Annotated in this window: 12 protein-coding genes; 2 read left to right on the plus strand and 10 right to left on the minus strand. The window is 66.9% G+C overall.

The window, feature by feature from the left end:
- Positions 1-88: 88 nt before the first annotated feature.
- On the plus strand, positions 89-874 hold the full coding sequence (locus FZ025_RS15385; RefSeq protein ID WP_146093557.1) for a hypothetical protein: 786 nt from the start codon (positions 89-91) through the stop codon (positions 872-874).
- A 3-nt stretch (positions 875-877) separates the two neighbouring features.
- Entirely contained in the window at positions 878-1,795 is a 918-nt protein-coding gene (locus FZ025_RS22040) for a hypothetical protein (protein WP_208803673.1), read from the plus strand.
- A gap of 79 nt (positions 1,796-1,874) precedes the next feature.
- Here the strand turns inward: FZ025_RS22040 and FZ025_RS15395 are convergent, their stop codons facing one another.
- The 10 genes from FZ025_RS15395 to FZ025_RS15440 all read right to left on the minus strand — a co-directional run bounded on the left by FZ025_RS15395 (position 1,875) and on the right by FZ025_RS15440 (position 22,465).
- Entirely contained in the window at positions 1,875-2,543 is a 669-nt protein-coding gene (locus FZ025_RS15395) for an AbiV family abortive infection protein (protein ID WP_046978411.1), read from the minus strand.
- A 310-nt stretch (positions 2,544-2,853) separates the two neighbouring features.
- Positions 2,854-4,701, minus strand: a complete 1,848-nt coding sequence (locus FZ025_RS15400) for a glycoside hydrolase family 35 protein (protein WP_046978403.1) — start codon at positions 4,699-4,701, stop codon at positions 2,854-2,856.
- A gap of 146 nt (positions 4,702-4,847) precedes the next feature.
- Positions 4,848-7,196, minus strand: a complete 2,349-nt coding sequence (locus FZ025_RS15405; RefSeq protein WP_046978402.1) for a GH92 family glycosyl hydrolase — start codon at positions 7,194-7,196, stop codon at positions 4,848-4,850.
- 146 nt (positions 7,197-7,342) lie between these two features.
- Positions 7,343-8,788, minus strand: a complete 1,446-nt coding sequence (locus FZ025_RS15410) for a glycoside hydrolase family 125 protein (RefSeq protein WP_046978401.1) — start codon at positions 8,786-8,788, stop codon at positions 7,343-7,345.
- 140 nt (positions 8,789-8,928) lie between these two features.
- On the minus strand, positions 8,929-11,679 hold the full coding sequence (locus tag FZ025_RS15415; RefSeq protein WP_386268915.1) for a glycoside hydrolase family 3 C-terminal domain-containing protein: 2,751 nt from the start codon (positions 11,677-11,679) through the stop codon (positions 8,929-8,931).
- A 29-nt stretch (positions 11,680-11,708) separates the two neighbouring features.
- A complete protein-coding gene (locus FZ025_RS15420; RefSeq protein WP_046978400.1) occupies positions 11,709-14,423 on the minus strand; it encodes a beta-mannosidase in 2,715 nt (904 codons plus the stop codon).
- 16 nt (positions 14,424-14,439) lie between these two features.
- Positions 14,440-16,923, minus strand: coding sequence for a family 20 glycosylhydrolase (locus tag FZ025_RS15425; protein ID WP_046978399.1), 2,484 nt, complete (start codon positions 16,921-16,923; stop codon positions 14,440-14,442).
- Positions 16,924-16,978: 55 nt separating this feature from the next.
- A complete protein-coding gene (locus FZ025_RS15430; RefSeq protein ID WP_046978398.1) occupies positions 16,979-18,034 on the minus strand; it encodes a glycosyl hydrolase family 18 protein in 1,056 nt (351 codons plus the stop codon).
- A 14-nt stretch (positions 18,035-18,048) separates the two neighbouring features.
- Positions 18,049-19,743 (minus strand): alpha-L-fucosidase, encoded by a 1,695-nt coding sequence (locus tag FZ025_RS15435; RefSeq protein ID WP_046978397.1) that lies wholly within the window; start codon positions 19,741-19,743, stop codon positions 18,049-18,051.
- A 103-nt stretch (positions 19,744-19,846) separates the two neighbouring features.
- Positions 19,847-22,465 (minus strand): TonB-dependent receptor, encoded by a 2,619-nt coding sequence (locus tag FZ025_RS15440; RefSeq protein WP_046978396.1) that lies wholly within the window; start codon positions 22,463-22,465, stop codon positions 19,847-19,849.
- Positions 22,466-22,651 lie beyond the last annotated feature (186 nt).

Genomic DNA, 22,651 nt, shown 5'->3' on the forward strand with positions numbered 1-22,651 from the left:
AGGAAAACTTCTACAGGATGCCAGTTGGGACCATAGTCCATCTTTTTGGCTAGACTTGTGGGCAAGAGCGGTTGGCATAGGAGCCGGCATGTCCATTAAAAGAACTTCAGGCAGAAGAGCTACGAACGGGGTCAAAGAGTTGATCCGCCATGTGCCGGCGCTGGCGCTCGGCATCGCGATGACGGCCTGCGCTCATACACCCTCCGGATCGCCATCGCCAGCCTCACCGTCCAAGGAACCTGCCGCCATGAATGCACCTGCTACCGACGCCTATCGCCCGCACACGCTGGACGAGTTCCCGGACCTGACGCCAGAAGAGATCGGGCAGCGCTTCTTGAAGCTGATCGACAGCTTGAATTCGATTGATGAATTGTCGTTAGAACGCCTGCAAGGGGCGATGCGATTACGCTTCACGCCCACACCAGAGACGCATGGCGGTTTTTTTACCATGCACCTGCCGGAGTCTGGCTGGTACTACGGCCTCTCTTACTATGACGATCCGGAACTCAAGAGAAAGAGCATCACCTATCAATTCACCAATCGGCCGGCGGGCCAAGAGAACAATGATGATCGCGCCGACATGGCCCCGGTGTGCGGCATGGATTTCTACGCCTATGTGGCGGAACTGAAAAAAATGGGTTTCGTAGAGCGCGAAGACCTGGCGCAATACGATTCCCCGATGCCGCCAGCCATTTACGACCCGAAAACAGGCAAGGAAAACTTTGCGGAGCGAAGGTTCTTTCGATTGCCGGGTTATACCTTTACGCGCGGGAATGTCGGGGTGCTCATTCGTGAGCGGCGCGAAGTGGTTGCATCAGACGCGAAACCCGAGAACTTCTGCGTGGAATCCATCAGTGTCGGCACAGGAGCTTAAGGGATGGTCAATCCCAATGCCCAACTGCAAGCGGCCATCGGCCAATTCGCAGCACGGCCCGGCGTCACGCCCGATCAGGAAGCTCAACTGCGTGCCGCCATCACTCAGGACGCCAACCTCCTGCAACACCTGAATCAGGATGCAGCCAACGGCCAACTGAGGAGCTTTGCGCTGCCGCAAGCGGGTGCGCCTGCGAATCTGGCCGGCACCTACGACATGGCTTCGGGCATCGTCACGCTGCCCGCCACCAGCTTTCAGACCACTGGAACGGCGCCCAGTGCCGATCTGGTCGCCGCGCTGCGTGTGCAGGACATGTCGCTGCGCTTTGCTCACACCAGCTATGTGGACGCCGCCAACGTGGCCGAGCCGGTGACGCAGGACATGGTGACGAACCTGCAATCCACCATCAACGGCTCGCCGGTACTCGCTGCCGAAATCAAGCGGGCCGTGACCCCGCCGGGGCAGGGGCAGGCTGCGCCCTTGCAGCACTTCGCATCGCTCAGTGGCACCGTGGCCGGCGGCACCTACAACCCTGCGGGTCATACCATGAGCCTGCCGCCGAGCAGTCTGGCCGTGCCGCCGGCCAACTTCGGGTCGGCAGACCTTACCTTCGTATTGGGCCATGAAATTCAGCATGGTTTCAACGCTCCAAGTGCGGAGCTGGCCGGAAGCGTAGCCTACGCACAAGTCAAGCAGACCGCGCAAGACAATAATCCGGTCAACGACTACACCGGCCCCATCGGGGCAACAAAGGGGGGCAACAAAGGGGTCAGAGGAAATATGTGCTTGGGCAACTACAACAAAGGGGTCAGAGGAAATATGTGCTTGAAATGGATATTTCCTCTGGCCCTTTGTTCAGAAGCGGTTGAGCCAAAAGAAGTCAGAGAAAAATACGCTCGCTGCTACGCCGGCAGCAAGTAGTGCTATGGCCGTCAAAGACAGAAGGAGATTGCTGGTGAGCAGATTTTTCAACATTGCGATTTAACGCTTGAATGAATTGTTAGTCGGCGGAGCGGTTGACGAAAGCATATATTGCCTCCTCCAAGTCGTGTAAGCCAACATCGATGCGATCTGTATAGAAGCCGGAGAACTGCTCCTGGCCCATGATCTCCTGAAGCTTGGCTGTTGACTGTGTATAGAAAAAATCGTTAGCCGCCGAAGCCCTAGGCGGCTGGCTGTTAGGGATGTAGCTTTGTGCACGAATCAAGCAGTGTTGAGCTAACCTAACGGTATCTCTTGCCGCCACGGGCCGAACAATCTCTGATGGTTTTCTAACCGAACCGTCCATAAGGATCTCCGTGTACATCGACGGCTCGCGACCACGACGAAGGTCGCTAATCAAGCCCATTGTTGCCTCAATTGCCTCTGATAGATTCTTCTTGTTGGTCAGATGCAGAGATGAGGCGAACGCTGAGATGATTTTTGACTTGTGGTCTAAGAGTTTGTTCCGAATGGCCTTTGCAACCTTCTGGTCGCTGAGATTTCTACCCGCTGCGTTGAAGGCAATTGCAGCTTTGCCAACCTCCTCGATTGATGCTACTGCAAGGAAGTAAGCGCGGGCGTAATGGTTGGCAGAGAGGAGGGTGCTAGCTTCATGCAGAAGTGCTTCGGCGTTTGCCAACGCTTCCGCTGCAAGCGTTGTTAGCGACACTACGCTGATATCTTTCATCTGCCACCTAACTACCATTCGACTACAAAACGGTGTGTAAAACACAGATGCGTGGCGCACCTATCCTGCTACCTCTCGGATATCATGAACTCCAGTTCTGATCTTTCGCCGGCCTCACTGTCGCCTAATCCTTGCGTCTAACCCCACGGCCATTCCCCAGTGCATCCCCGCGCAAGGCCGACGCTATCACTTGTTGACGGCCGTCACAAGTTAAAGGCCGCTCCGCGGAACCGCCGACGGCCTTATTTGTAGACAAGTTGTTTGATCCCGCGCCATCCAGATGCACTGGACGGCGAATTCCGCGAGTAACTCAATTCCCCGGCATACTCCAAACCTGCCCTTTAACCCCACGCACGCGCGCATCCCCCGCGCTATCCAGATCGAACACGATCACGCTGTTCTCGCCCTTGCTTTGCATCGGCGCCGGGAAATACAGCGCCCGCTGCGGCCCGATCTTCCAATGCCGCCCCAGGTTGTGGCCGTTGGCCCAGGCGAAGCCTTTGCCGAAGACACGCATGTCCAGGAAGGTGTCGGTGGGGGTGCCGATCTTGACGGTGCCGCGGTGGAAGGCGGGGCCTTCGACCTTGGCGGTGGTCCAGCCGGTGAGCTTGCTCGGCTCGTCCATCGGCAGCGGGAAGGTCTGCCAGCCGGTCAGCGGCTTGCCGTCGAGCAGCACGGGGTCGACCAGGCCGGCGCGGCCGTCGGGCAGGTGGGCGCCGTAGTTGATGCGGCCGCCGTTTTCCACCAGCACGTCCACGGTGTGGGGGCCGGCGGGGATGTCCACGTCCACGGCCACTTGCTGCAGGCGGCGCTCGGCGCTGCCGGCGAGGGTGCGGTCGATGTAGACGCGGGCGTAGTCGCGCACCTCGCCCAGGTACAGGCTGCCCTTGCGCGGGCCGGTGACGGTGGTGCGGTAGAGGATGTAGCCGTAGGCCTGGCCGTAGCGCTCCATCGGCTGCGGGGTGTCGGTGGTGGCGGCCGGCGCGGGCAGGTTGTCCCACAACGAGGCGGATTCGCGCAGCGGGGTGGCGGGCAGGTCGGCGAAGCGGATCGGCTTGGGCAGGGCGGGCGGCTGCACGCCGGTGACGCGGGCGATGGCGTCGCGGAACAGGGCGAACTTGGGCGTGGGCCGGCCGGCTTCGTCCAGCACGGCGTCGTAGTCGTAGCTGGTGGTCTGCGGGGCGTAATGGTCGCTGGCGTTCTTCTGGAAGTTGGCGCCGTTCATGAAGCCGAAACTGGTGCCGCCGACGAACATGTAGAGGTTGGCGGAATGGCCCTGGCGCAGGATCCATTCGAATTCGCTGGCCTGCTTGGCGGCGTCGGTGGCGGCGTGTTTGGCGCCCCACTGGTCGAACCAGCCGGCCCAGTATTCGCCCACCATCTGCGGCTGGCCGGGGCGGAAGGTGGCTAGGCTCTGGAAGGCTTTTTCGGCGTCGCCGGGGCCGAAGTTCACCACCGCCAGGGTGTCGGGCAGGGTGCCGTTGGCCAGCACGTCGGCGCCGTCGGCGGTGAACAGCAGGGCCTTGTCGAAGCCGGCCTTGACGAACATGGCGCGGTTGGCCTGCATGTAAGCGTGGTCGTCGTTGTAGGAGCCGTATTCGTTCTCGACCTGCACGGCGATGATGGGGCCGCCGTTGTGGTTGAGCTTGGGCTTGACCTGCGCGGCGACGGCGGCGAGGTAGGCCTGGCTGGCGGCGAGGAAGCGCGGGTCCTGGCTGCGCACGCGCATGCCGGGTTCGGCGAACAGCCAGGCGGGATAGCCGCCGGCTTCCCATTCGGCGCAGACGTAGGGGCCGGGCCGCAGGATCACGTTGAGGCCCTGCGCGGCGGCTTCGTCGATGAAGGCGGCCAGGTCGTTGTTGCCGCTGAAATCGAACTGGCCCTGGCGCGGTTCGACCAGGTTCCAGAACACGTAGGTCTCCACGGTGTTCAGGCCCATGGCGCGCGCTTTCTGCAGGCGGTCCTTCCAATAGGCGCGCGGGATGCGCTGGAAGTGGATGGCGCCGGAGATGATCTGGTACGGCTTGCCGTCGCGGGTGAAGTGGTTGCCCTGGGTGGCGAAGGCGGGCCATGCGCTGGCGTCGGCCGCGTGCACGGCGGTGGCGGGCAGGGCGAACGCCAAGGCGAGGGCGAGGGCAGCGAGGGTCTTGCGTGGCATGGGGGCCTCTCGAAAAGGGCACTACGAATTGGAAGGCGACCGGCGATGCGGTACGCGCGCAACGCAGTTCGTCTGCGTCACGCGCGCGGGGAAAACGGAGTGGGGGAATCAACCAATCCCCATTCCCCAATCCCCAATCCCGGCTCTCAAACGAACGACGGCGGAAGGTCTTCCTTGGCTGCGCCGAATGCAGGATTCGGCTTCGGGCCCATCTTCAGTTCCAGGGTGCCGCCGGCGGCGAGGTCGGCGTGGCGCAGCCAGCTGCGGGTGTAGGGCTTGCCGTTCCAGCGCGCGCGCTGGATGTAGACGTTGGCGGCGCTGTTGCCGTGGGCGACGACGCTGAGCGTGCGGCCGTGGCCGACATCGACGTCGGCGCGCTTGAACAGCGGGCTGCCGAGCACGTAGGTGGCGCTGACCGGGTCCACGGCGTAGAAGCCCAGGGCGCTGAGCACGAACCAGGCGCTCATCTGCCCGCAGTCCTCGTTGCCGGACAGGCCGTTGCGCGCGTCGTGGTATTGCTCGCGCAGCAGCCGCCGCACCATCGCCTGGGTCTTGTACGGTTGCCCGGCGTAGGCGAACAGGTAGGCCACGTGGTGGCTGGGCTCGTTGCCGTGTGCGTACTGGCCGACCATGCCGTCGATGTCCGGTGGGGCGTCGGCCGGCAGTTCGGAGCTGGTGGAGAACAGTTCGTCGAGCTTGGCGAGGAAGCCGTCGCGGCCGCCGAACAGTTCCATGTAGCCGTACAGGTCGTGCTGGTTGAGGAAGGTGGCCTGCCAGGCGTTGGATTCGGTGAAGTCGCGCCACTTTGCCATGTGGCCCATCGCGCGCGGGTCGAACGGGGCGGCCCAGTCGCCGTTGCTCAGCCGCGGCTGCACGAAGCCGCTTTTGCGGTTGAACACATTGCGGTAGTTGCGCGAGCGTTCGCGCAGGGCGCTTGCTTCCTTGGTGGCGCCGGCGGCCTGCGCCAGGTGCGCCACTGCCCAGTCGTCGTAGGCGTATTCGAGGGTGCGGCTGACCGCTTCGTCGACGCTGTCGCTGGGGATGTAGCCGCGCTTGCGGTACTCGTCCAGGCCGTGCGTGGTGTCGTCCATCGCGCGCTTGCGGTAGGCCGGCCAGGCGGCGGCGTAGTCGATGCCGGTAAAGCCCTTGGCGTGCGCTTCGGCCAGCACCACGGCGGAGTGGTAGCCGATCATGCAGCCGGTCTCCACGCCTTGCAGCGGCCAGATGCCGACGCCGTCCGGGCATTCGTTGGCGCCGCGCACCAGGCACTGCACCAGGTCGGGCACGCGTTCGGGCTGCACCAAGGTCAGCAAGGGGTGCAGCGCGCGATAGGTGTCCCACAGCGAATAGGTGCTGTAGTTGTGGTAGCCGGCGGGCGCCTGGTGCACCTGCAGGTCCATGCCGCGGTAGCGGCCATCGGTGTCGCTGAACAGGGTCGGCGCGAGCAGGCTGTGGTACAGGCCGGTGTAGAAGATGCGCTGCTGCGCGTCGTCGTCGTCGTCGCTGTCGATGTGCACCCGCGCCAGTTCCTTCTCCCACGCGGCCACCGCGGCGGCGTGCACGCGCGCGAAATCGAAGTCGGGCAGTTCGGCGTCGAGGTTGGCCAGGGCGTTCTCGGCGCTGACCGCGGAGATGCCGACCTTGACCAGCAGCGGCGCGTCGGCCGCATCGGGGTAGTGCAGCGCCACTTTCAGATGGGTGCCGTCGGCCTGGCGTGCGCTGGCGGCCAGCGGCTGGTCTTCGGAGTAGAGCTGCGCCTTGGCGAACGGCCGCGACAGGCGCATGGCGAAGTAGATGTAGCGGCCCGGCGCCCACTGGTACACGCGGCGCCCGCCGGTCAGGGTGCGCGCATCGACGATGCGCAGTTGCGCGTCGCTGACCCGGGTCGCGATCTCGGGCTTGTCCTGCATGCCGTGGCACAGGTCCAGCAGCAGGTGCGCCGGCTTGCCCTTGGGGAAGTGGTAGCGGTGCAGGCCGGCGCGCGCGGTGGCGGTCAGCTCGGCGTGCACGCCGCTGTCCTTCAGGCGCACCCGGTAGTAGCCGGGCGAGGCGGCTTCGTCGGCATGGTCGTAGCGCGAGCGGTAGCCGGCGTCCGGATCTTGCAGGGTGCCGGGCGCCAGCTTCACGTCGCCGGTGGCCGGGACCACCAGGAAATCGAGCAGGTCGCCGATGCCGGTGCCGGACAGGTGGGTGTGCGAGAAGCCCATGATCGAGCCATCGGATGCGTGGTAGCCGGAGCACGCATCCCATACCGCGTTGTAGGTGTCCGGGCTCAGCTGCACCATGCCGAACGGCAGCGTGGCGCCGGGGAAGGTATGGCCGTGGCCGCCGGTGCCGATGAACACGTCGACGTGGCGGGTGAGCTCGGCCTTGGCGCGCGCGTCGGCGGGCAGCGCGTAGCTGCCCGCGCGCGCCTGCGCCAGGCGGGCGATGCCGCTGCTGCCGAACAGGGCCAGGGCGATGGCGCCCTGCAGGAAACCGCGTCGTGTGGCCATGGCGTGTCCTCGAGATGTGCAGCGGAGAGGTTGAGGTCTGGGAACTGCGGTGGAGACGGCGGTTGTGGGAGGGACTTCAGTCCCGACGCTTTCTCGGGAATGCGCGTCGCGACTGAAGTTCCTCCCACAACACGCCGCGAGCGGCATCAGTTGCGCAGCAGATGCGGCTTGCGCTGGTGCAGGTCGACGATCAGTTCGCCGAACAAGGTGTTGGCCCAGGCGAACCAGGCGCGGGTGAATGTGCTCGGGTCGTCCTGGTCGAAGGCTTCGTGCATGAAGCCGCTGCCGGCGTCGGTGCTTTTCAGCCACGCCAGGCATTGGCGGATCTGCGCGTCGTCGTCGCTGGCCAGCGCGTACTGCATGATCGACATCGGCCAGATCATGCGCAGTCCGGCATGCGGGCCGCCCACGCCTTCGGCGGCGCGGCCCTTGAAGAAGTACGGGTTGCGCTCGCTCCATGCCAGCTGGCGGGTGCGCAGGAACAGCGGGTCGCGGCGATCGCAGCAGCCCAGGTAGGCCAGGCTCAGCAGGCCCGGCGCGTTGGCGTCGTCGATGAACAGCTGGTTGCCGTAGCCGTCCACCTCATACGCCCAGAACGCTTGCCCATCGGCATCGCGCATCTGCCCGAACTTGTGCGTGGCGGTCTCGACTTCGTCGGCCAGCGCGCGGCATTCGCCAGCGAAGGCGGCATCGTGGTGCAGCGCTTCGCTCATCGTCGCCAGCTGGCGCAGCGACGTCACCGCGAACAGGTTGGCCGGCACGAACAGCGGGTACACGCAGGCGTCGTCGGACGGGCGGAACATCGAGTGGATCATGCCGTTGGGCTTGGTCGGCTGGCCGTAGCCCTCCAGCACCAGGGTCTCGGTGGCCAGCGGCGAGGGGCGCTGGAACGTGTAGGGGCCGCGGTCGTGCAGGCGCTGCTGCTCGCGGAAGGTCTTGACCACCACGTGCATCGCCGCGCGCCAGTCGTCGTCGAGCGGGGCGGTGTCGCCGCTGGCGCGCCAGTAGTCGTGCGCCAGCCGGATCGGATAGCACAGCGAATCCACTTCCCACTTGCGCTCGCCGACGCCGGGCTTCATCTCGGTGATGTCGTCCACCGACCATTTCAGGCGCTGGCGCTTGCCGTCGGGCAGGAACGCATTGGCATAGGGATCGAGCTGGATGCAGTAGGCCTGGCGCTGGATCAGGCCATGGAACATGCGCCGCAGCGCCGGATCGTGTTTGGCCAGCGGGATGTACGGATGCACCTGCGCCGAGGAATCGCGCAGCCACATGGCCTCGATGTCGCCAGTGATGACGAAGGTATCCGGCTTGCCGTTGCGGGTGCCGGCCTCCACCGTGGTATCGAGCGTGTTCGGATAGCAGTTCTCGAACAGCCAGGCCAGGCGCGGATCGCCGATGCCGGCCTTGACCGTGCGCAGGTGCTGCTCCACCGCGGCGCTGACGAAGCGCCGTTGCGCCGGTGCCGGGCGCTTGCTGGGCAAGCCTGCCGCCGCTGCGCCGGACGCGGCGAAGCCGGGCACGGCGCTGGCGAGCAGGCCGGCGCCGGCGGCGCTGCCGAGCAGGTGGAGGACATCGCGACGGGAGGGCATGTGGAACTCCTGGTGTGTCGTTGTGCGTGGTTGTGGCTCAGTGCGTCGCTTTCCGTAGGAGCGGCTTCAGCCGCGACCAATCGTTACCGGTAACGTCCGGTCGCGGCTGAAGCCGCTCCTACAGGGGGCGCATGTGCCGATCACCGCGGGATGGGCACCGTGCCCTTGATCGAAAACGTCGCCTGTCCGCCAGGCGCGTCGGTGCCGGGCTGGCCGCCGCCGACGAACACGCGGTAGTCGCCGGGCTGCACCGTGCGCTGGCCGGCGCGATCGACATCGCTCAGCTGCCGCGGTCCCAGCTCGAAACTCACCTCGCGCGTTTCGCCCGGCTGCAGCGTCACCCGCTGGAAGCCGACCAGGGTGCGCAGCGGCGACTGCGCGCGTTGCGGGTATTCCAGGTACACCTGCACCACCTCGTCGCCGGCACGCGCGCCGCTGTTGCGCACCTGCGTGCGCACCTGCAGGTTGGCGCCCGCCTGCAGCGTCGTCGCCGACAGCTGCGGCGCGGCGTAGGCGAAGCGGGTGTAGCTCAGCCCGCTGCCGAACGCGAACAGCGGCTCGCCCTTGAAGTAGCGATAGGTGCGGCCCTTCATGTCGTAGCTGAGGTAGGCCGGCAGGTCCTTGGTGGAGCGGTAGAAGGTGACCGGCAGGCGGCCGCCCGGGTTGACGTCGCCGGCCAGCACCTGCGCGATCGCGGTGCCGCCGGACTGCCCCGGATACCACGCCGCGACGATCGCATCGGCATGCTGCCTGGCCCAGTTCAACGCCACCGCGCTGCCGCTCATCAGCACCACCACGAGCGGCTTGCCGCTGGCCTTGGCGCGTTCCAGCAGCGCCTGCTGCGGCGCGGGCAGGGCGAGGTCGTTGCGGTCGCCGCCGTCGAAGCCGGGCACGTCGATGCGCAGTTCCTCGCCTTCCACGTCCGGCGACAGGCCGACGAAGGCGACCACCGCGTCCGCCTGCGCGACCGCGCGTTCGGCCTCGGCCAGTTGCGGCGCGGCCGGCGCCAGCCATTCCAGGCGCAGGCCCTGGTCCTGGCCGCGATGCTCCAGTTCCAGGCGGATGCGGCGCGGACGCGCATCGTCGAAATGCAGCACGGTCTCGACGTTGCGGCCATCGGCGTTGTGCATGCCGGCGGGCACGTGCTTGTCCTCGGCGTTGCCGGCGACGACCAGCGTGTCGTCGATGTACAGCCGCACCGGATCGTGGCCGGCGCAATCGAAACAGCGCGCCACGCGCACCGCCAGGGTGTAGTCGCCCGGCCCGGGCGGCAGCAGCTCGCCGCTCCAGCGCACCGAGTAGCGGTCCTTGTCCACGCCCTTGGCCGGCGCCACCTGGTCCCAGTTGAAGCTGACCACGCGGTCCTGGCGTTGCGTGCGCGGCGTGCCGGCCAGATCGACGTTGTCGAAATACTCGCCACGCAGGCCGGGCTTGCCGTCGCTGCGCAAGGCGGTCTCGGGGATCATGCCGGGCACGCCGGCGGCGAGCGGCGCGCCTTGCGCGTAACGCACGTTCGCCGCGTCGAAGCGTTCGCGCAGGCCGAGCAGCGGCGTCACCGGCGCGGCCGAGGTGCCCTGGTAGTTGGCTTCCAGCGCGGCCAGCGCGTCGGCATTGGGGCCGATCACCGCCAGCCGCAGGCCTGGCTTCAGCGGCAGGGTGGCGTTGCGGTTCTGCAGCAGCACCAGCGATTGCTGCGCGGCCTGCAGCGCCAGTGCGCGGTGCGCGGCGCTGTCCACGTCCTTGGCGCCCAGCCGCGCGTACGGGTCCTTGCGCTGCGGCTGCAGTTCGCCGAGCCGGTAGCGCGCGGCGAACAGCCGCACCAGCGATTGGTCGAGCAGGGCTTCGTCGGCGTCGCCGCGTTCGATCGCCTGGCCCAGTTCGGCATAGGCGTGGCCGCAGTTGAGGTCGTGGCCGGCCTTGAGCGCGGCGGCGGAAGAGCCGGCGTTGTCGGCGCGGAAGTAATGGAACTGGGTCATGTCGTCGACCGCATCGCAGTCGGAGACGACGAAGCCCTTGAAGCCCCAGTCGCCGCGCAGGCGTCCGTTGAGCAGCCAGTCGGCGGCGCAGGCCGGGGTGCCGTGCAGCGCGTTGTAGGCGCACATCACCGAACCGGCGCGGCCCTCGACGATGGCGGCGCGGAACGCCGGGGTATAGGTCGCTTCCAGGTCGCGCGGCGACACGTCCACGTCGAAGCCGTGGCGGCCGGGTTCCGGGCCGCTGTGCACGGCCAGGTGCTTGGGCGTGGCGATGGTGCGCGGATGCGCCGGGTCGTCGCCCTGCAGGCCGTGGATGAAGCCCACCGCCAGCTGCCCGGTGAGGTAGGGGTCCTCGCCGTAGGTCTCCATGCCGCGGCCCCAGCGCGGGTCGCGGAAGATGTTGATGTTCGGCGACCAGATGGTCAGCCCGGCGTAGCGCGGGTGGTCCTTGCCGGGGCCGCCGGCGAGATTGAACTTGGCGCGCGCCTCGGTCGAGGTCACCGTGCCGACCTGCTCGAGCAGGCCGGTGTTCCAGGTCGCGGCCAGGCCGATCGCCTGCGGGAACACGGTGGCGTAGCCGTTGCGGGCGATGCCGTGCAGGCCCTCGCTCCACCATTCGTAGGCCGGTATGCCCAGGCGCGCAATCGCCGGCGCATCGTTCATCGCCTGCGCGATCTTTTCCTCGCGGGTCATCTTCGCCACCAGCGCGGCGGCGCGGTCGTCGGCGTCGTCGGCATGCGCGAGCGGGGAGGAGAGCAGCCCGAGCACGCATGACACCTGTAGGAGGGACTTCAGTCCCGACCGGGTGTTACCAATAAGGCGTCGGGACTGAAGTCCCTCCCACAAAAGTACCTCGCCCAGCACCGCCACCGACGTCGGCGAGCCGAACAGCACGGTGTGCGCATCGTCCAGCATGGCAGGCCGACGTGTCTTCCCCCTCCGCGTCACTTCGCCTCCGCCGGCTCGGGCGGCGCACCGGCCAGCGTGCCTGCCAGATCGCGCACCTGCAAGGCGCCGCGCAGCTGTTCCAGCGTGGCGCTGCTGCGCACGTGCAGGCTCAGCGGTTCGCCCGGCAACAGGTCGAACGCGTTGTCGGACAGCGTCGCATCCAGGTCGCCGAACGCCAGCCACACTTCGCGTGCCACGCTGGTGCTGGTCAGGGTCAGCGCATAGCCGTCGCCATCGGCACGCAACTCGGTGCGGATGTCCGGGCTGGGCAAGTGCAGGTTTTTGGCCGCGTCGAAGAACACCAGGTTGCGCGACAGCACGCGCGCGCCGTCGAGCAGTTCGAACACCGCGAAGCTGCGCTTGGGATCGGCGCGGCGCAGCAGCTGCGCATCGCTGAAGCTGCCCACACGCACGCTGGACAGCGGCGCCAGGGTCACCGGCTTCTCGCTCTTGCTCAGCACCTTGCCGGACACGTCCATCACCCGCATGCGCCAGCGCGCGGCCAGCGGCACGGTGCGGTCGGACACCAGCGTCACCTCGGTCTGGCCCTTGCCGTTGCGCAGCGCGGCGATCAGTTCCGGCGCGTAGAAGCGCTTGGCGTGGTAGTGCAGCGCCTTCCAGCGGCCGAAGTAGTCCAGGCTCGACCAGGACGCGCCCGGCCATACGTCGTTGAGCTGCCAGTACAGCGAGCCCATCGACTGCGGCCGCGACGCGCGCAGGTGCTCGGCGGCCACGGCGATGCCTTCGGCCTGCATCAGCTGGCTCAGGTACACGAAGCTTTCGAAGTCCTTTGGCTCGCCGAATGCGCGGCGGATGTACAGCAGCAGGCGCTGGTTGCCGTTGCCCTTGTCGAACTTCTGGTGCGCGCGCATCACCGGCGATTCCGGCTGCAGGTCGCCGGGTTCGGCGAAGGCGCGGATCGTGCGCATCTCCGGGAACGACTGCAGGCCGTACTCGGACATGAAGCGCGGGGTCACGTTGAGGTATTCGGTGACCGGCAATGCCGGGCCGCCCCATACCTTCCAGTAATGCATGTCGCCGTCGTCGGGCTGGTCGGCGGCGCCGTCGAAATCTGTGCCGGGCGAGGTGGCCCAGTACGGCGTGTCGCTGTCGTACTTGCTCACCGCTTCGCGCAGCACGGTGCCGAACAGCGTGGTCATGCCGCGCTCGATGCGGCTGCGTTCTTCCGGATCGATCGACTGCTTGAACTTGACCCGGTCGCCCCAGTTTTCCCAGCCGGTCTGCACTTCGTTGTTGCCGCACCAGATCACGATGCTGGGGTGGTCGCCCAGGCGCTTGACCTGCGCTTCGGCCTCGGCGCGGGTGTTCTCGCGGAACGCCACGTCGTAGGGCGGGATCGCGCCGCCGAACATGAAGTCCTGCCAGATCATGATGCCGAGGCGGTCGGCGTCCTCGTAGAAGCTGTCCGGCTGGTAGTGGCCGCCGCCCCACATGCGCAGCATGTTCATGTTGGCGTCGCGCGCCGACTGCAGGATGCCGTGCATGCGCGCGGCATCGACCCGGCTGGGGAAGCTGTCGAACGGGATCAGGTTGGCGCCCTTGGCGAATACCGGGATGCCGTTGACCACGATCGCGAAGCCCTTGCCCCACTTGTCGGTGTCGCGGCGCAGCTCGACGCTGCGCAGGCCGGTGACGCGCTGGGTGGCGTAGTTGTCGCCGGCGGTGTCGCGCAGGCGCGCCTTGAACGTGTACAGATCCTGCTTGCCGTAGCCGACCGGGAACCAGCGCTGCGGCTTGGCGATGCGCACCGGCACGGTGAGGGTGTTGCTGCCGGGATCGAGCACCGCTTTCTGGCTCAGTTGGGCCACGCGCTGGCCGTCGGGGCCGAGCACGTCCAGCTCCAGTTGCACCTCGCCGCCGCGCCCGGCCTGCACCTCCAGTTGCGCGAGCAGTTGCGCCGCGTCGGCATCGACGCGTTGCTGGGCGACGTGCAGGCCTTCCACGCGCAGCGCGTCCCAGGCTTCCACGCGCACGTCCTGCCAGATGCCGGCGGTGACGATACGCGGGCCCCAGTCCCAGCCGAAGGTGTACGGCGCCTTGCGCACGTAGGTGGAGCTGTGCCGGGCCACCGGTTCGTCGCCGAACGCCGAGTCGTAAGCACCGGGCAGCGCGTACGGCTGCTTGGCCAGCCATGGCTGGATCTTCTTGATCGGCGAGAACAGCCGCACTTCCAGCACGTTGTCGCCGCGCTTGAGCAGCGGTTTGGCATCGACTCGCCACTGCCGGAACATGTTGTCGGCGGCGAGCAGTTTCTTGCCGTTGAGGTAGACCTCGGCGTAGGTATCCAGGCCGTCGAACACCAGCTCCACGTGTTCGCGCGCGAGCAGCGCGGCGTCGGCCTTGAAGCGGGTCTGGTACTGCCAGTCGCTGAGCCCGGCCCACTGGATCTTGGCCTCGTTGTCGCGATAGAACGGATCCGGCACCACCCCGGCGGCGATCAGGTCGGTCTGCACCGTGCCTGGCACCTGCGCCGGCAGCCACTGCGCCGCCTTCGGGAACGCCTTGGCGTGCGCCTCGCCCGGCGCCAGCCGCAGCTGCCAGCCCTGCTGCAGCGACAGCGTCGCCGGTACCGCCGCCTGGCCCAGCGCCGGCAAGGTCAGTGCGGGCAGGCCCAGCGCCAGCAACAGCCCGAGCCGGGCGGGGAAGCGCGCGCGCGGCGCGGAACGGGAACGGCGATGCGGCTGGGTCATGCGTGGCTCTCCAGGGTCAACGCGCGGCGGCGGGGGGCGCCTGCGCGGTGGTTTCGATCAGGTGGACGGCGCCGATGGCGTAGTACGGGCCGTGGATGCGGGCGGTGGAGCGCAGGCACAGGTCGTGCGTGCCGGATTGCTTGGGCAGCGGCGCTTCCAGCGAGAACTGCTCGCCCAGCGCCTTGCCGGCCGGCAGCGGGATCCGCGCCAGCAGCTTGCCCTTGCAGTCGCCCAGGCGCACTTCCAGTTCGCCGCGTGCGCTCTTGGCCGGGTACTGCTTGACCTTGGCCTGGTCGTGCGCCAGCCCGTAGTTGCGCGCCAGCCGCGCCGCATCGATGCGGATGCTGCGGATGCCGTCCAGGCGCGCGTCGGCATAGCGCCAGCAGCTGCCGAACAGGTCGATGTTGAACACCGGCGTGTCCTTGCCCGGCAGGTCCGGCAGCAGCGGCACGCGCAGGCCCAGGTTGCCGTCGGCGCAGGAACCCAGGCCCTGGGTGTCGCGGCTGAGCAGGCCGGGGCGGTCGAGGATGCGGGTGCGCGCGGCGGCCAGCACGCTGCCGTCGTCGGCGAAGGTGGCCGCGCGCACCGTGACCGGCAGGGTCACGTCGAACGGCTTGGCGTAGCGCGGCGAATCGGCGGTGGGTTCGCTGCCGTCGGTGGTGTAGCGGAAGCTGCCGAACCTGGCCTGGTTGCCGAGCGCGATGCTGGCCTTGCCGCTGTCCAGCGCCGTGTTGTCGCCGCCCTGGATGGCGATGTCCGGTGCGAACGCGCCGTCGCCGTAGTCGATGCCGAGCGCGCGGTAGCGGTTGAGCTGCGCCGGCAGGCGCTGCAGGAAGCCGTCCCAGCCGCGCACCGCCATCGGCGACCACGCCGCCTCGGCCAGCGCGCCCAGGCGCGGGAATAGCGCATGGTCGATGTGCCAGGCCGAGGGAATGTATTCGGCCCACAGCGCGGCCTGCGCACCGAGCACGTGCTTGGCTTCCTCGGCGTTGAGCGCGGCCGGGACCGGATCGAACTCGTAGACCTTCTGCAGCGGCAGCACCGCCAGGCGGCCGTTGGGCTCGTCGTTGCGTGCGCTCTGCAGGTTGTCCAGGTACAGCCAGCCGGCCGGCGCCAGGACCACGTCGTGGCCCTGCCTGGCCGCGGTCACCGCGCCATCGACGCCGCGCCACGACATCACCGACGCGCTCGCCGGCAGGCCGCCTTCCAGGATCTCGTCCCAGCCGATCAGGCGCCGCTGGTGCTTGCTCAGGTAGTCGGACAACTGCTGGTTGAACCAGCCCTGCATCGCGTGCGCGTCCTTGACCCCGAGCTTGCGCATCTGCGCGCGCACCGCGGGCGAACGCTGCCACTGGTCCTTGACCGCTTCGTCGCCGCCGATGTGGATGTACTGCGAGGGGAACAGCCCCAGCACTTCGTCGAGCACGCCCTGGATGAAGCTCATGCTCTTTTCGTCGGTGTCGAACAGGTAGGGATTGACGCCCCAGTCCACCGACACCTTCGGACGCTGCCTGGTCACGCCGACCAGTTCCGGGTACGCCGCCACCGCCGCCTGCGCGTGTCCGGGCATGTCCAGTTCCGGCACGATGGTGATATGCCGCGCGGCGGCGTAGGCGACCAGGTCGCGGATCTGGTCCTGGGTGTAGAAGCCGCCGTAACGGTCGGGCACGCCCTGCGTGCCTGCGCCAGGCGGGGTGCGCCAGGCGCCGATCTCGGTGAGCTTGGGATAACGCTTGATCTCGATGCGCCAGCCCTGGTCGTCGGTCAGGTGCAGGTGCAGCACGTTGAGCTTGTGCTCGGCCATCGCATCGATGACGTGCTTGACCGTGTCCGGGCCGTGGAAGTGGCGGGCCACGTCGAGCAGCAGGCCGCGCCAGCCGAAGCGCGGCCAGTCGCGGATCTTGACCTCCGGCACGTCCACTTCGCCCTTGTCGGCATCGGGGGTGAGCAGTTGCCAGGCGCTCATCGCGCCGTAGAACAGGCCGCGCTCGTCGCGCGCCTGGATCAGCATGGTGCTGCCGTCCACGTCCAGCCCGTAGCCTTCCGGCGCTTCCACCGGGGCGTTTGGATTCATCTGCAGGCGGATGGCGCCGTTGGCCGGAATGGTCTCGGCGCGCACCTCCAGCGCCAGGCCGCGGGTTTTTTCCAGCAGCGCGGCCAGTTGCCGGGCCACGCGCATGGCCGCCTCGTCGTCGGTCGGTACCGACAGCGTGCTGCCGGTGCCGATGGTCAACGTGGCGCTGCCGCGCTTGGCCTGCGCCGGTGCCGGAATCAGCGGCAACGGCGCGGTGCTGACCGGTTTCGGCGCAGCCGGCGCGGGCGCGGCGGCGGGCTTGGCCGTGTCCGCAGCGGCGGGGGCCTGGCGGTCGCAGCCGCTCAGCACGGCAGTGAGGGCGAACAGGGCAAGCCCCAGCCACGTGCTGCGGGACGCCGCCGCGACGCCCGCCGGGGCGGTCGTCGGGCGGTGTGGCGTGCGCTGGCGTGCACCTGCTGCAATCATTCGGTCTACCTCGTGCTGTGCGGATGCCTATCCTAGTGGATCGGCGCGTAACGGATCAGCGCGATGCGGTCGGCAGCGCGTCCCACAGCTTCGGATCCTCGGCGCCCAGCACCCAGCAGCTGAAGCCTTCCAGGCCGTATTCCTTCACCAGGTCGTAGCGCGCGCGGAAGCTGCGCGCATCCGGGCGGAACACCCACTCGCGCATGTCGTCGCGGTAGAAGTAGAACCACGACTCCTGCTCCTGCGCATCCCACTGCACGGTGGCGTTCTGCTCGATTGCCAGCGGGAAGGATTCGTCGGCGTCGATGTAGGTCGCCGAGATGTTCGACGCTTCCGTGCCGTCTTCCTTCACCGGGTTGCCGGTGTACCAGCGATAGCCGTAGGTGGCGATGCCCAGCGACAATTTATCTTTCGGCACCTGGGTCAGCGCGTAGTCCAGGTGCTTCTTCATCCACAGCATGCCGTCGACCGGGCCGGGCGTGGTCCAGCGGGTGTGCTGGTCGTAGGTCATCAGGCTGACCAGGTCCACCGCCTGGCCCAGGGCCTTCAGATCGTAGGCGCCGCGCCAGTATTCCCACATCCACTTGGAAAACTGCCCGCCTTCGGCATAGCCGGGCGCGTTCGGCACCACCGCCACCGACATCTTGAAGCCGGCCTTGTGCAGCGCGTCGGCGGTCTGCTTGACCATCAGCGTGTAGGCGTCGCGGTCGGTCCAGGCGATGTTCTCGAAATCGAACTGGAAGCCGTAGTAGCCGTTCTTTTTGCCGTGGATCAGCAGCGAGGCGATCATGCGCTTCTTCGCATCCTCGTCGTGCATCAGCGTGTGGAAGCCGTCGCGACCGGTGGTCATCGACAGGATCGGCATCACCCGCAGCTGCTTGCGCTTGGCGATGGCGTAGATGTAGGCGTTGGGGGTGCCGTTGACCAGGCCGTTCTGGTCCACGCCGTACCAGGTCGGCACCACCACGTCGATCTTGTCGACGTTGGCCAGGAACGCGTTGGTCGATTTCTGCGTGCTCATCAGATAGAACAGCGCGGTCGGGTTCTTGGCCATGGCCGGGGTACAGACCATGGCCAGGGCAAGCAGCAGCCCTGCGAATCGCTTCATCATCGGGGGAATATCCGTCAGCGGGTGGAAGTGGGGGAGGGCAGGTCGATGCGGAACACGTAGGCGTGTTCGCCGGCCGGCTTGGCCGGCAGGGTCAGGTGCAGGCCGTCGGCGCGCTGTTCGAACGGCACCTTCTTGCCGGTGGCGAGCAGGGTCACACCGCGCACGCCGTCGGCGGGCGTGAGCGAGCGGATCAGCGCCTTGCCGCCGGCCGGCCAGCCCAGCTCGATCGCGTACAGCGCGCCGTGGCCGGTGGTGAAGCGGAAATCCTCGGCGGTGTAGGGCTTGGTCTTGGTGTCCTGGAAGGTGCCGCCGACCACTTCGGTCGGGCCTTCGCCGTAGCTGCGCCACGGCTGGCTGTCGTAGATCGCCGCGCCGTTGGTCTTCAGCCACTTGCCGATCGACAGCAGGATGTCGCGCTCGGTGTCGGGGATCGAGCCGTCGGCGCGCGGACCGATGTTGAGCATCAGGTTGCCGTTCTTGCTGACCACGTCCACCAGCATGTGCACGATGAAGGTCGGGGTCTTGTAGGTATCGTTCTCCACATAGCCCCACGAGGCGTTGCTGACCGACGTATCGGTCTGCCAGTGGGTCGGGTGGATGCCGGTGAGCTGGCCGCGCTCGATGTCCAGCGTGCCGGCGCCTTCCGCGAACGCGCCGAGCTTGTAGTTCACCACCACCCCGTCGCCGCGCGCGGCAGCGTGGTTGTAGTAGTACGACAGCATGGTCGGCAAGGTGCTGCGGAAGGTCGGGTGCGCGATCCACCAGTCGAAGTAGATCAGCTCCGGGTCGTAGCGGTCGATCAGCTCGGTGGTGCGCGCCAGCCAGTCGTCCAGCCACGCCTGCGACACCGGCGTCCAGTCGTTGGCGACGTCCGCATCGTCCTTGCCCGGCAAGCGGATCTGCGCCGGGCCGTACAGGCCGGCGTAGCGCGGATCGTTGACGTCCGAGTCGAACGTGCGGCCGCCGTCGAAGAACCAGTTGTGCTCGGCGCGGTGCGAGGACAGGCCGAAATGCAGGCCTTCGGCGCGGATCGCCTTGGACAGCTCGCCGATCACGTCGCGCTTGGGACCCATCTTGGTCGCGGTCCAGTCCGACAGTTGCGAGTCGTACATCGCGAAGCCGTCGTGGTGTTCGGCCACCGGCACCACGTAGCGCGCGCCGGCCTCGCGGAACAGCTTGGCCCAGCCCTGCGGGTCGAACTTGGGCGCAGTGAACAGCGGGATCAGGTCCTTGTAGCCGAAGGTGGACTGCGGGCCGTACTTCTCGCGGTGGTGCGCGTAGTCCTGGCTGTCCTTGCTGTCGGGCTGGTACATGTTGCGCGAGTACCACTCGTTGCCGAACGCCGGCACCGAGAACACGCCCCAGTGGATGAAGATGCCGAACTTGGCGTTGTCGTACCAGCTGGGCGAACGGTAGTGCTTCAGCGAGGCCCAGTCCGGGCGGAACGGTCCCTTGCGCGCGCCGGCATCGGCCTCGCGCACCAGCCGCGCGCGTTCGGGCGCGTACCTGGCGGTGGCCTGCAGCCACTGCTGGTCGATCTGTTCGGGGCTGAGCGTGGTGGCGGTGGGCGCGGTCGGCGACGGCGCATCCGCGGCGCAGGCGGGCATGGCCGCCAACGCGAGAATGAGGGAAAAGCTGCTGGCCAGCGTTCTGCGTACAGCTCCGGCGTGGCGGGATCGGTCCGCGCGCAGGCGGGTCTCGGACGTCATGGAACTGCACTCCTCTGTGGAGAACGCGATGCCGGCGCAAACCAACCGCCGGGCAAAAAAAGGACGCGCCACCGTGGAGGGTCGGTGGCGCGCCAGTGCTGCATCAGAACTTGAAGTTCAGCTGCGCCTGGTAGCCGCGGCCGTTCTTGTACATGCCGATCGGCGCGTACTTGACCTCGTTGTACCAGTAGTACGTGGAGTCGAGCAGGTTGGTGGCGCTGACGCTGACGCTCATCCAGTCGTTGATCTCGTACGAGGCGGTCAGGTCGAGCTGCTTGTACGCGTCGGTGAACACGTTCGAGTCCAGGCGGCCGATCTGGGTGAAGTACTTGGAGCGGTAGCTGTAGTTCACCCGGACCATCCACGGACCGTTTTCCCAGTACGGGATCACGTTGTAGGTGTTGCGCGACAGGTACGGCAGGTTCAGGCCGTCCTCGGAGCTGGACTCGGCGTAGGTGTAGTTCGCCTGCAGGCCGAAGCCGTAGCCGAACGCCTGCTGGTAGTTCAGCGACGCGCCCTTGACCTTGGCGCCGGTGGCGTTGACCGGACGGGTCACGCTGTACGGCTGGTTGACGATGCCGTTGGTCGGGTCGCTGAGGATCTCGGTGGTCGTGGTGCTGACGATGTAGGAGCTGATGTCGCGATAGAACACCTCGGCCGACAGCATGCTGGACGGGGCGAAATACCATTCGGCGGCCAGGTCGTAGTTGGTCGACGCGTACGGCTTCAGGTCCGGGTTGCCGCCGCTGGCAGTCAGGTCGCCGCTGGTGCTGTTGAGCGTGAACGAACCGGCCAGGTCGCTGTAGCGCGGGCGTGCCATCACCTTGGCTGCGGAGAAACGCAGCACCTTGGTGTCGTCCAGGTCGTAGGCGATGTTGAAGCTGGGCAGCGGCTTCTTGTACTCGTTGCTGACCTGCTGGAAGGTGTAGGTCGTGCCGCCATCGTTGGTCTGGTAGTACTGCGACTTGTCCTTGGTATCGGCATAGCGCAGGCCGACGTTGCCGCGGAACTTGCCGGCTTCGAAGTTCATCTGCGCGTACAGGTCGCTGGTGATTTCCTTGACGTCGTAGATCTGGCCGTACTTGGGCGTCAGCGCCGCCTGCGGCAGCGACTTCAGGTACTTGAGCACCGAATTGAGGTTGGCGGTCGGCCAGTTGACCAGGTCGCCGCTGGCGCCCAGGCCGTCGTACAGGCCGCCGGGTGTGGTGCCGGGGCTGAAGCCGGTGAGCAGCACGTCCTGGTTGGCGAAGATCGCATTGCCGCGCGAGTTCTGGCCGTTGTCGTGGTTGATGTACTTGTAGCCCACCAGCAGCTTGTTGAACGGACCCCATTGCAGATCGCGTGCCGCATCGAACTGGAAGTACTTTTCCTTGTCTTCGGTGGTGGTGTACTCGACGCCGCCGGCCTGCTGGCCGGACGCCAGGCCCCAGTTGGACGCGCTGTTGTCGTCGTAGGTGACGCCGGTGTGGCTGCCGTCGTAGTTGAAGTTGTAGCCGCCGTCCTGCAGCAGGAACTTCATCAGGTACTCGGGATTCTTGCCGCCGGTGGCCTTGGTGGTGCCGGCCTGGGTGGTGAACACCCAGTTGTCGCCGGACCAGTCGTGGCGCAGGTTCACGCTCTTGGTGGTGACGGTGCTTTCGCGGTAGTTGGTGTCGAGCTGGGCATAGGGCTGGCCGGCGGCGCCGTCGGTGACGGTGCCGGAGGTGATGTAGCCGTTCTCGACGTTGGCGCTGGTAACTTTCTGCAGGTCGTTGTTGCACGCCGGGCAGACGTAGCGCGATTCGCTGAAGTTGTTGTACTTGCCCTTGATGTAGATGCCGGTCAGGTTGAACTCGTTCTGCTCGTTCGGCTTCCACTGCAGCGCGCCCTGCAGGCCGTTGCGCTCGCGGGTCTGCTGGAAGTAGGCGCTGTTGATGCCGGCCGGGATCTTGGCGGTAGCAACGTTACCACCGTCGCCCGTGACATTGGCGGTGGCGGGGATGTTGGCGCCGGTACCGTAGCCGAAGAACTCGATGCCGGCGCGCGCGATGTCCTGCTTGTCGTGGGTGGCGGAGATCAACGCGCCGAAGGTCTCGTCGTCGTTCTTCCAGCTCCACAGCGCCGAGCCGCGCGGGTTGCCTTCTTCCGAGCGGTCGTTGTAGTTGTAGCCGACCGAGCCGCGGATGGTGTTCTTCGGCAGGTCCAGCGGCGTGCGGGTGTGCACGATCACGGTGCCGCCGATCGAGCCTTCGTCGATGCGCGCTTCCGGGGTCTTGTAGACCTCCATCAGGCCGATGATTTCCGGCGACAACAGGGTGTAGTTGAAGGTACGGCCGCTGGTGTCGGACGGGTTGCCGCCCCAGTCGCCCGAGGCGATGGTCTGGCCATTGAGCAGCACGCGGTTCAGCGCCGGGTCGGTGCCGTTGATGCTGACCTTCTCGCCTTCGCCGAACTGGCGGTCCACGCTGATGCCCGGCAGGTGCGCCAGCGACTCGGCGGCATTGGTGTCCGGGAACTTGCCGATGTCCTCGGCGCTGATCGCATCGACGATGGAGTTGGCCGAGCGCTTCACCGCCTGGCTCTTCTCCAGCGAGGCGCGGTAGCCGGTGACGGTGATGGTGTCCAGTTCCTGGACGTTCTTCGATTCCGCGCTGGAAGCGGGTGCTTCCTGCGCCATTGCATTACCGGACAGGTACAGCGCGGCCATGATGCTGATGGCTAACGTGGTGGTGCGGCTATTCATTGGCTAAACCTCTGGGTTAGTACATGGGCATGAGGTGCCAACCGATGTTCCGGCGTGCTGGCCGCTGCCCGGCCTGTGGATGGCGCGACACCTTGCGGTGGCGGCGCGTATCGCGTTTCGGTGCGCGTCGTCCGGTCGTTGACGCGGAAGTGGCCGGCCGGCGGCACCGAGGGCACCGGTCCTTCC

The sequence above is a fragment of the Xanthomonas hyacinthi genome (assembly GCF_009769165.1).
GTDB classification, from domain to species: domain Bacteria; phylum Pseudomonadota; class Gammaproteobacteria; order Xanthomonadales; family Xanthomonadaceae; genus Xanthomonas_A; species Xanthomonas_A hyacinthi.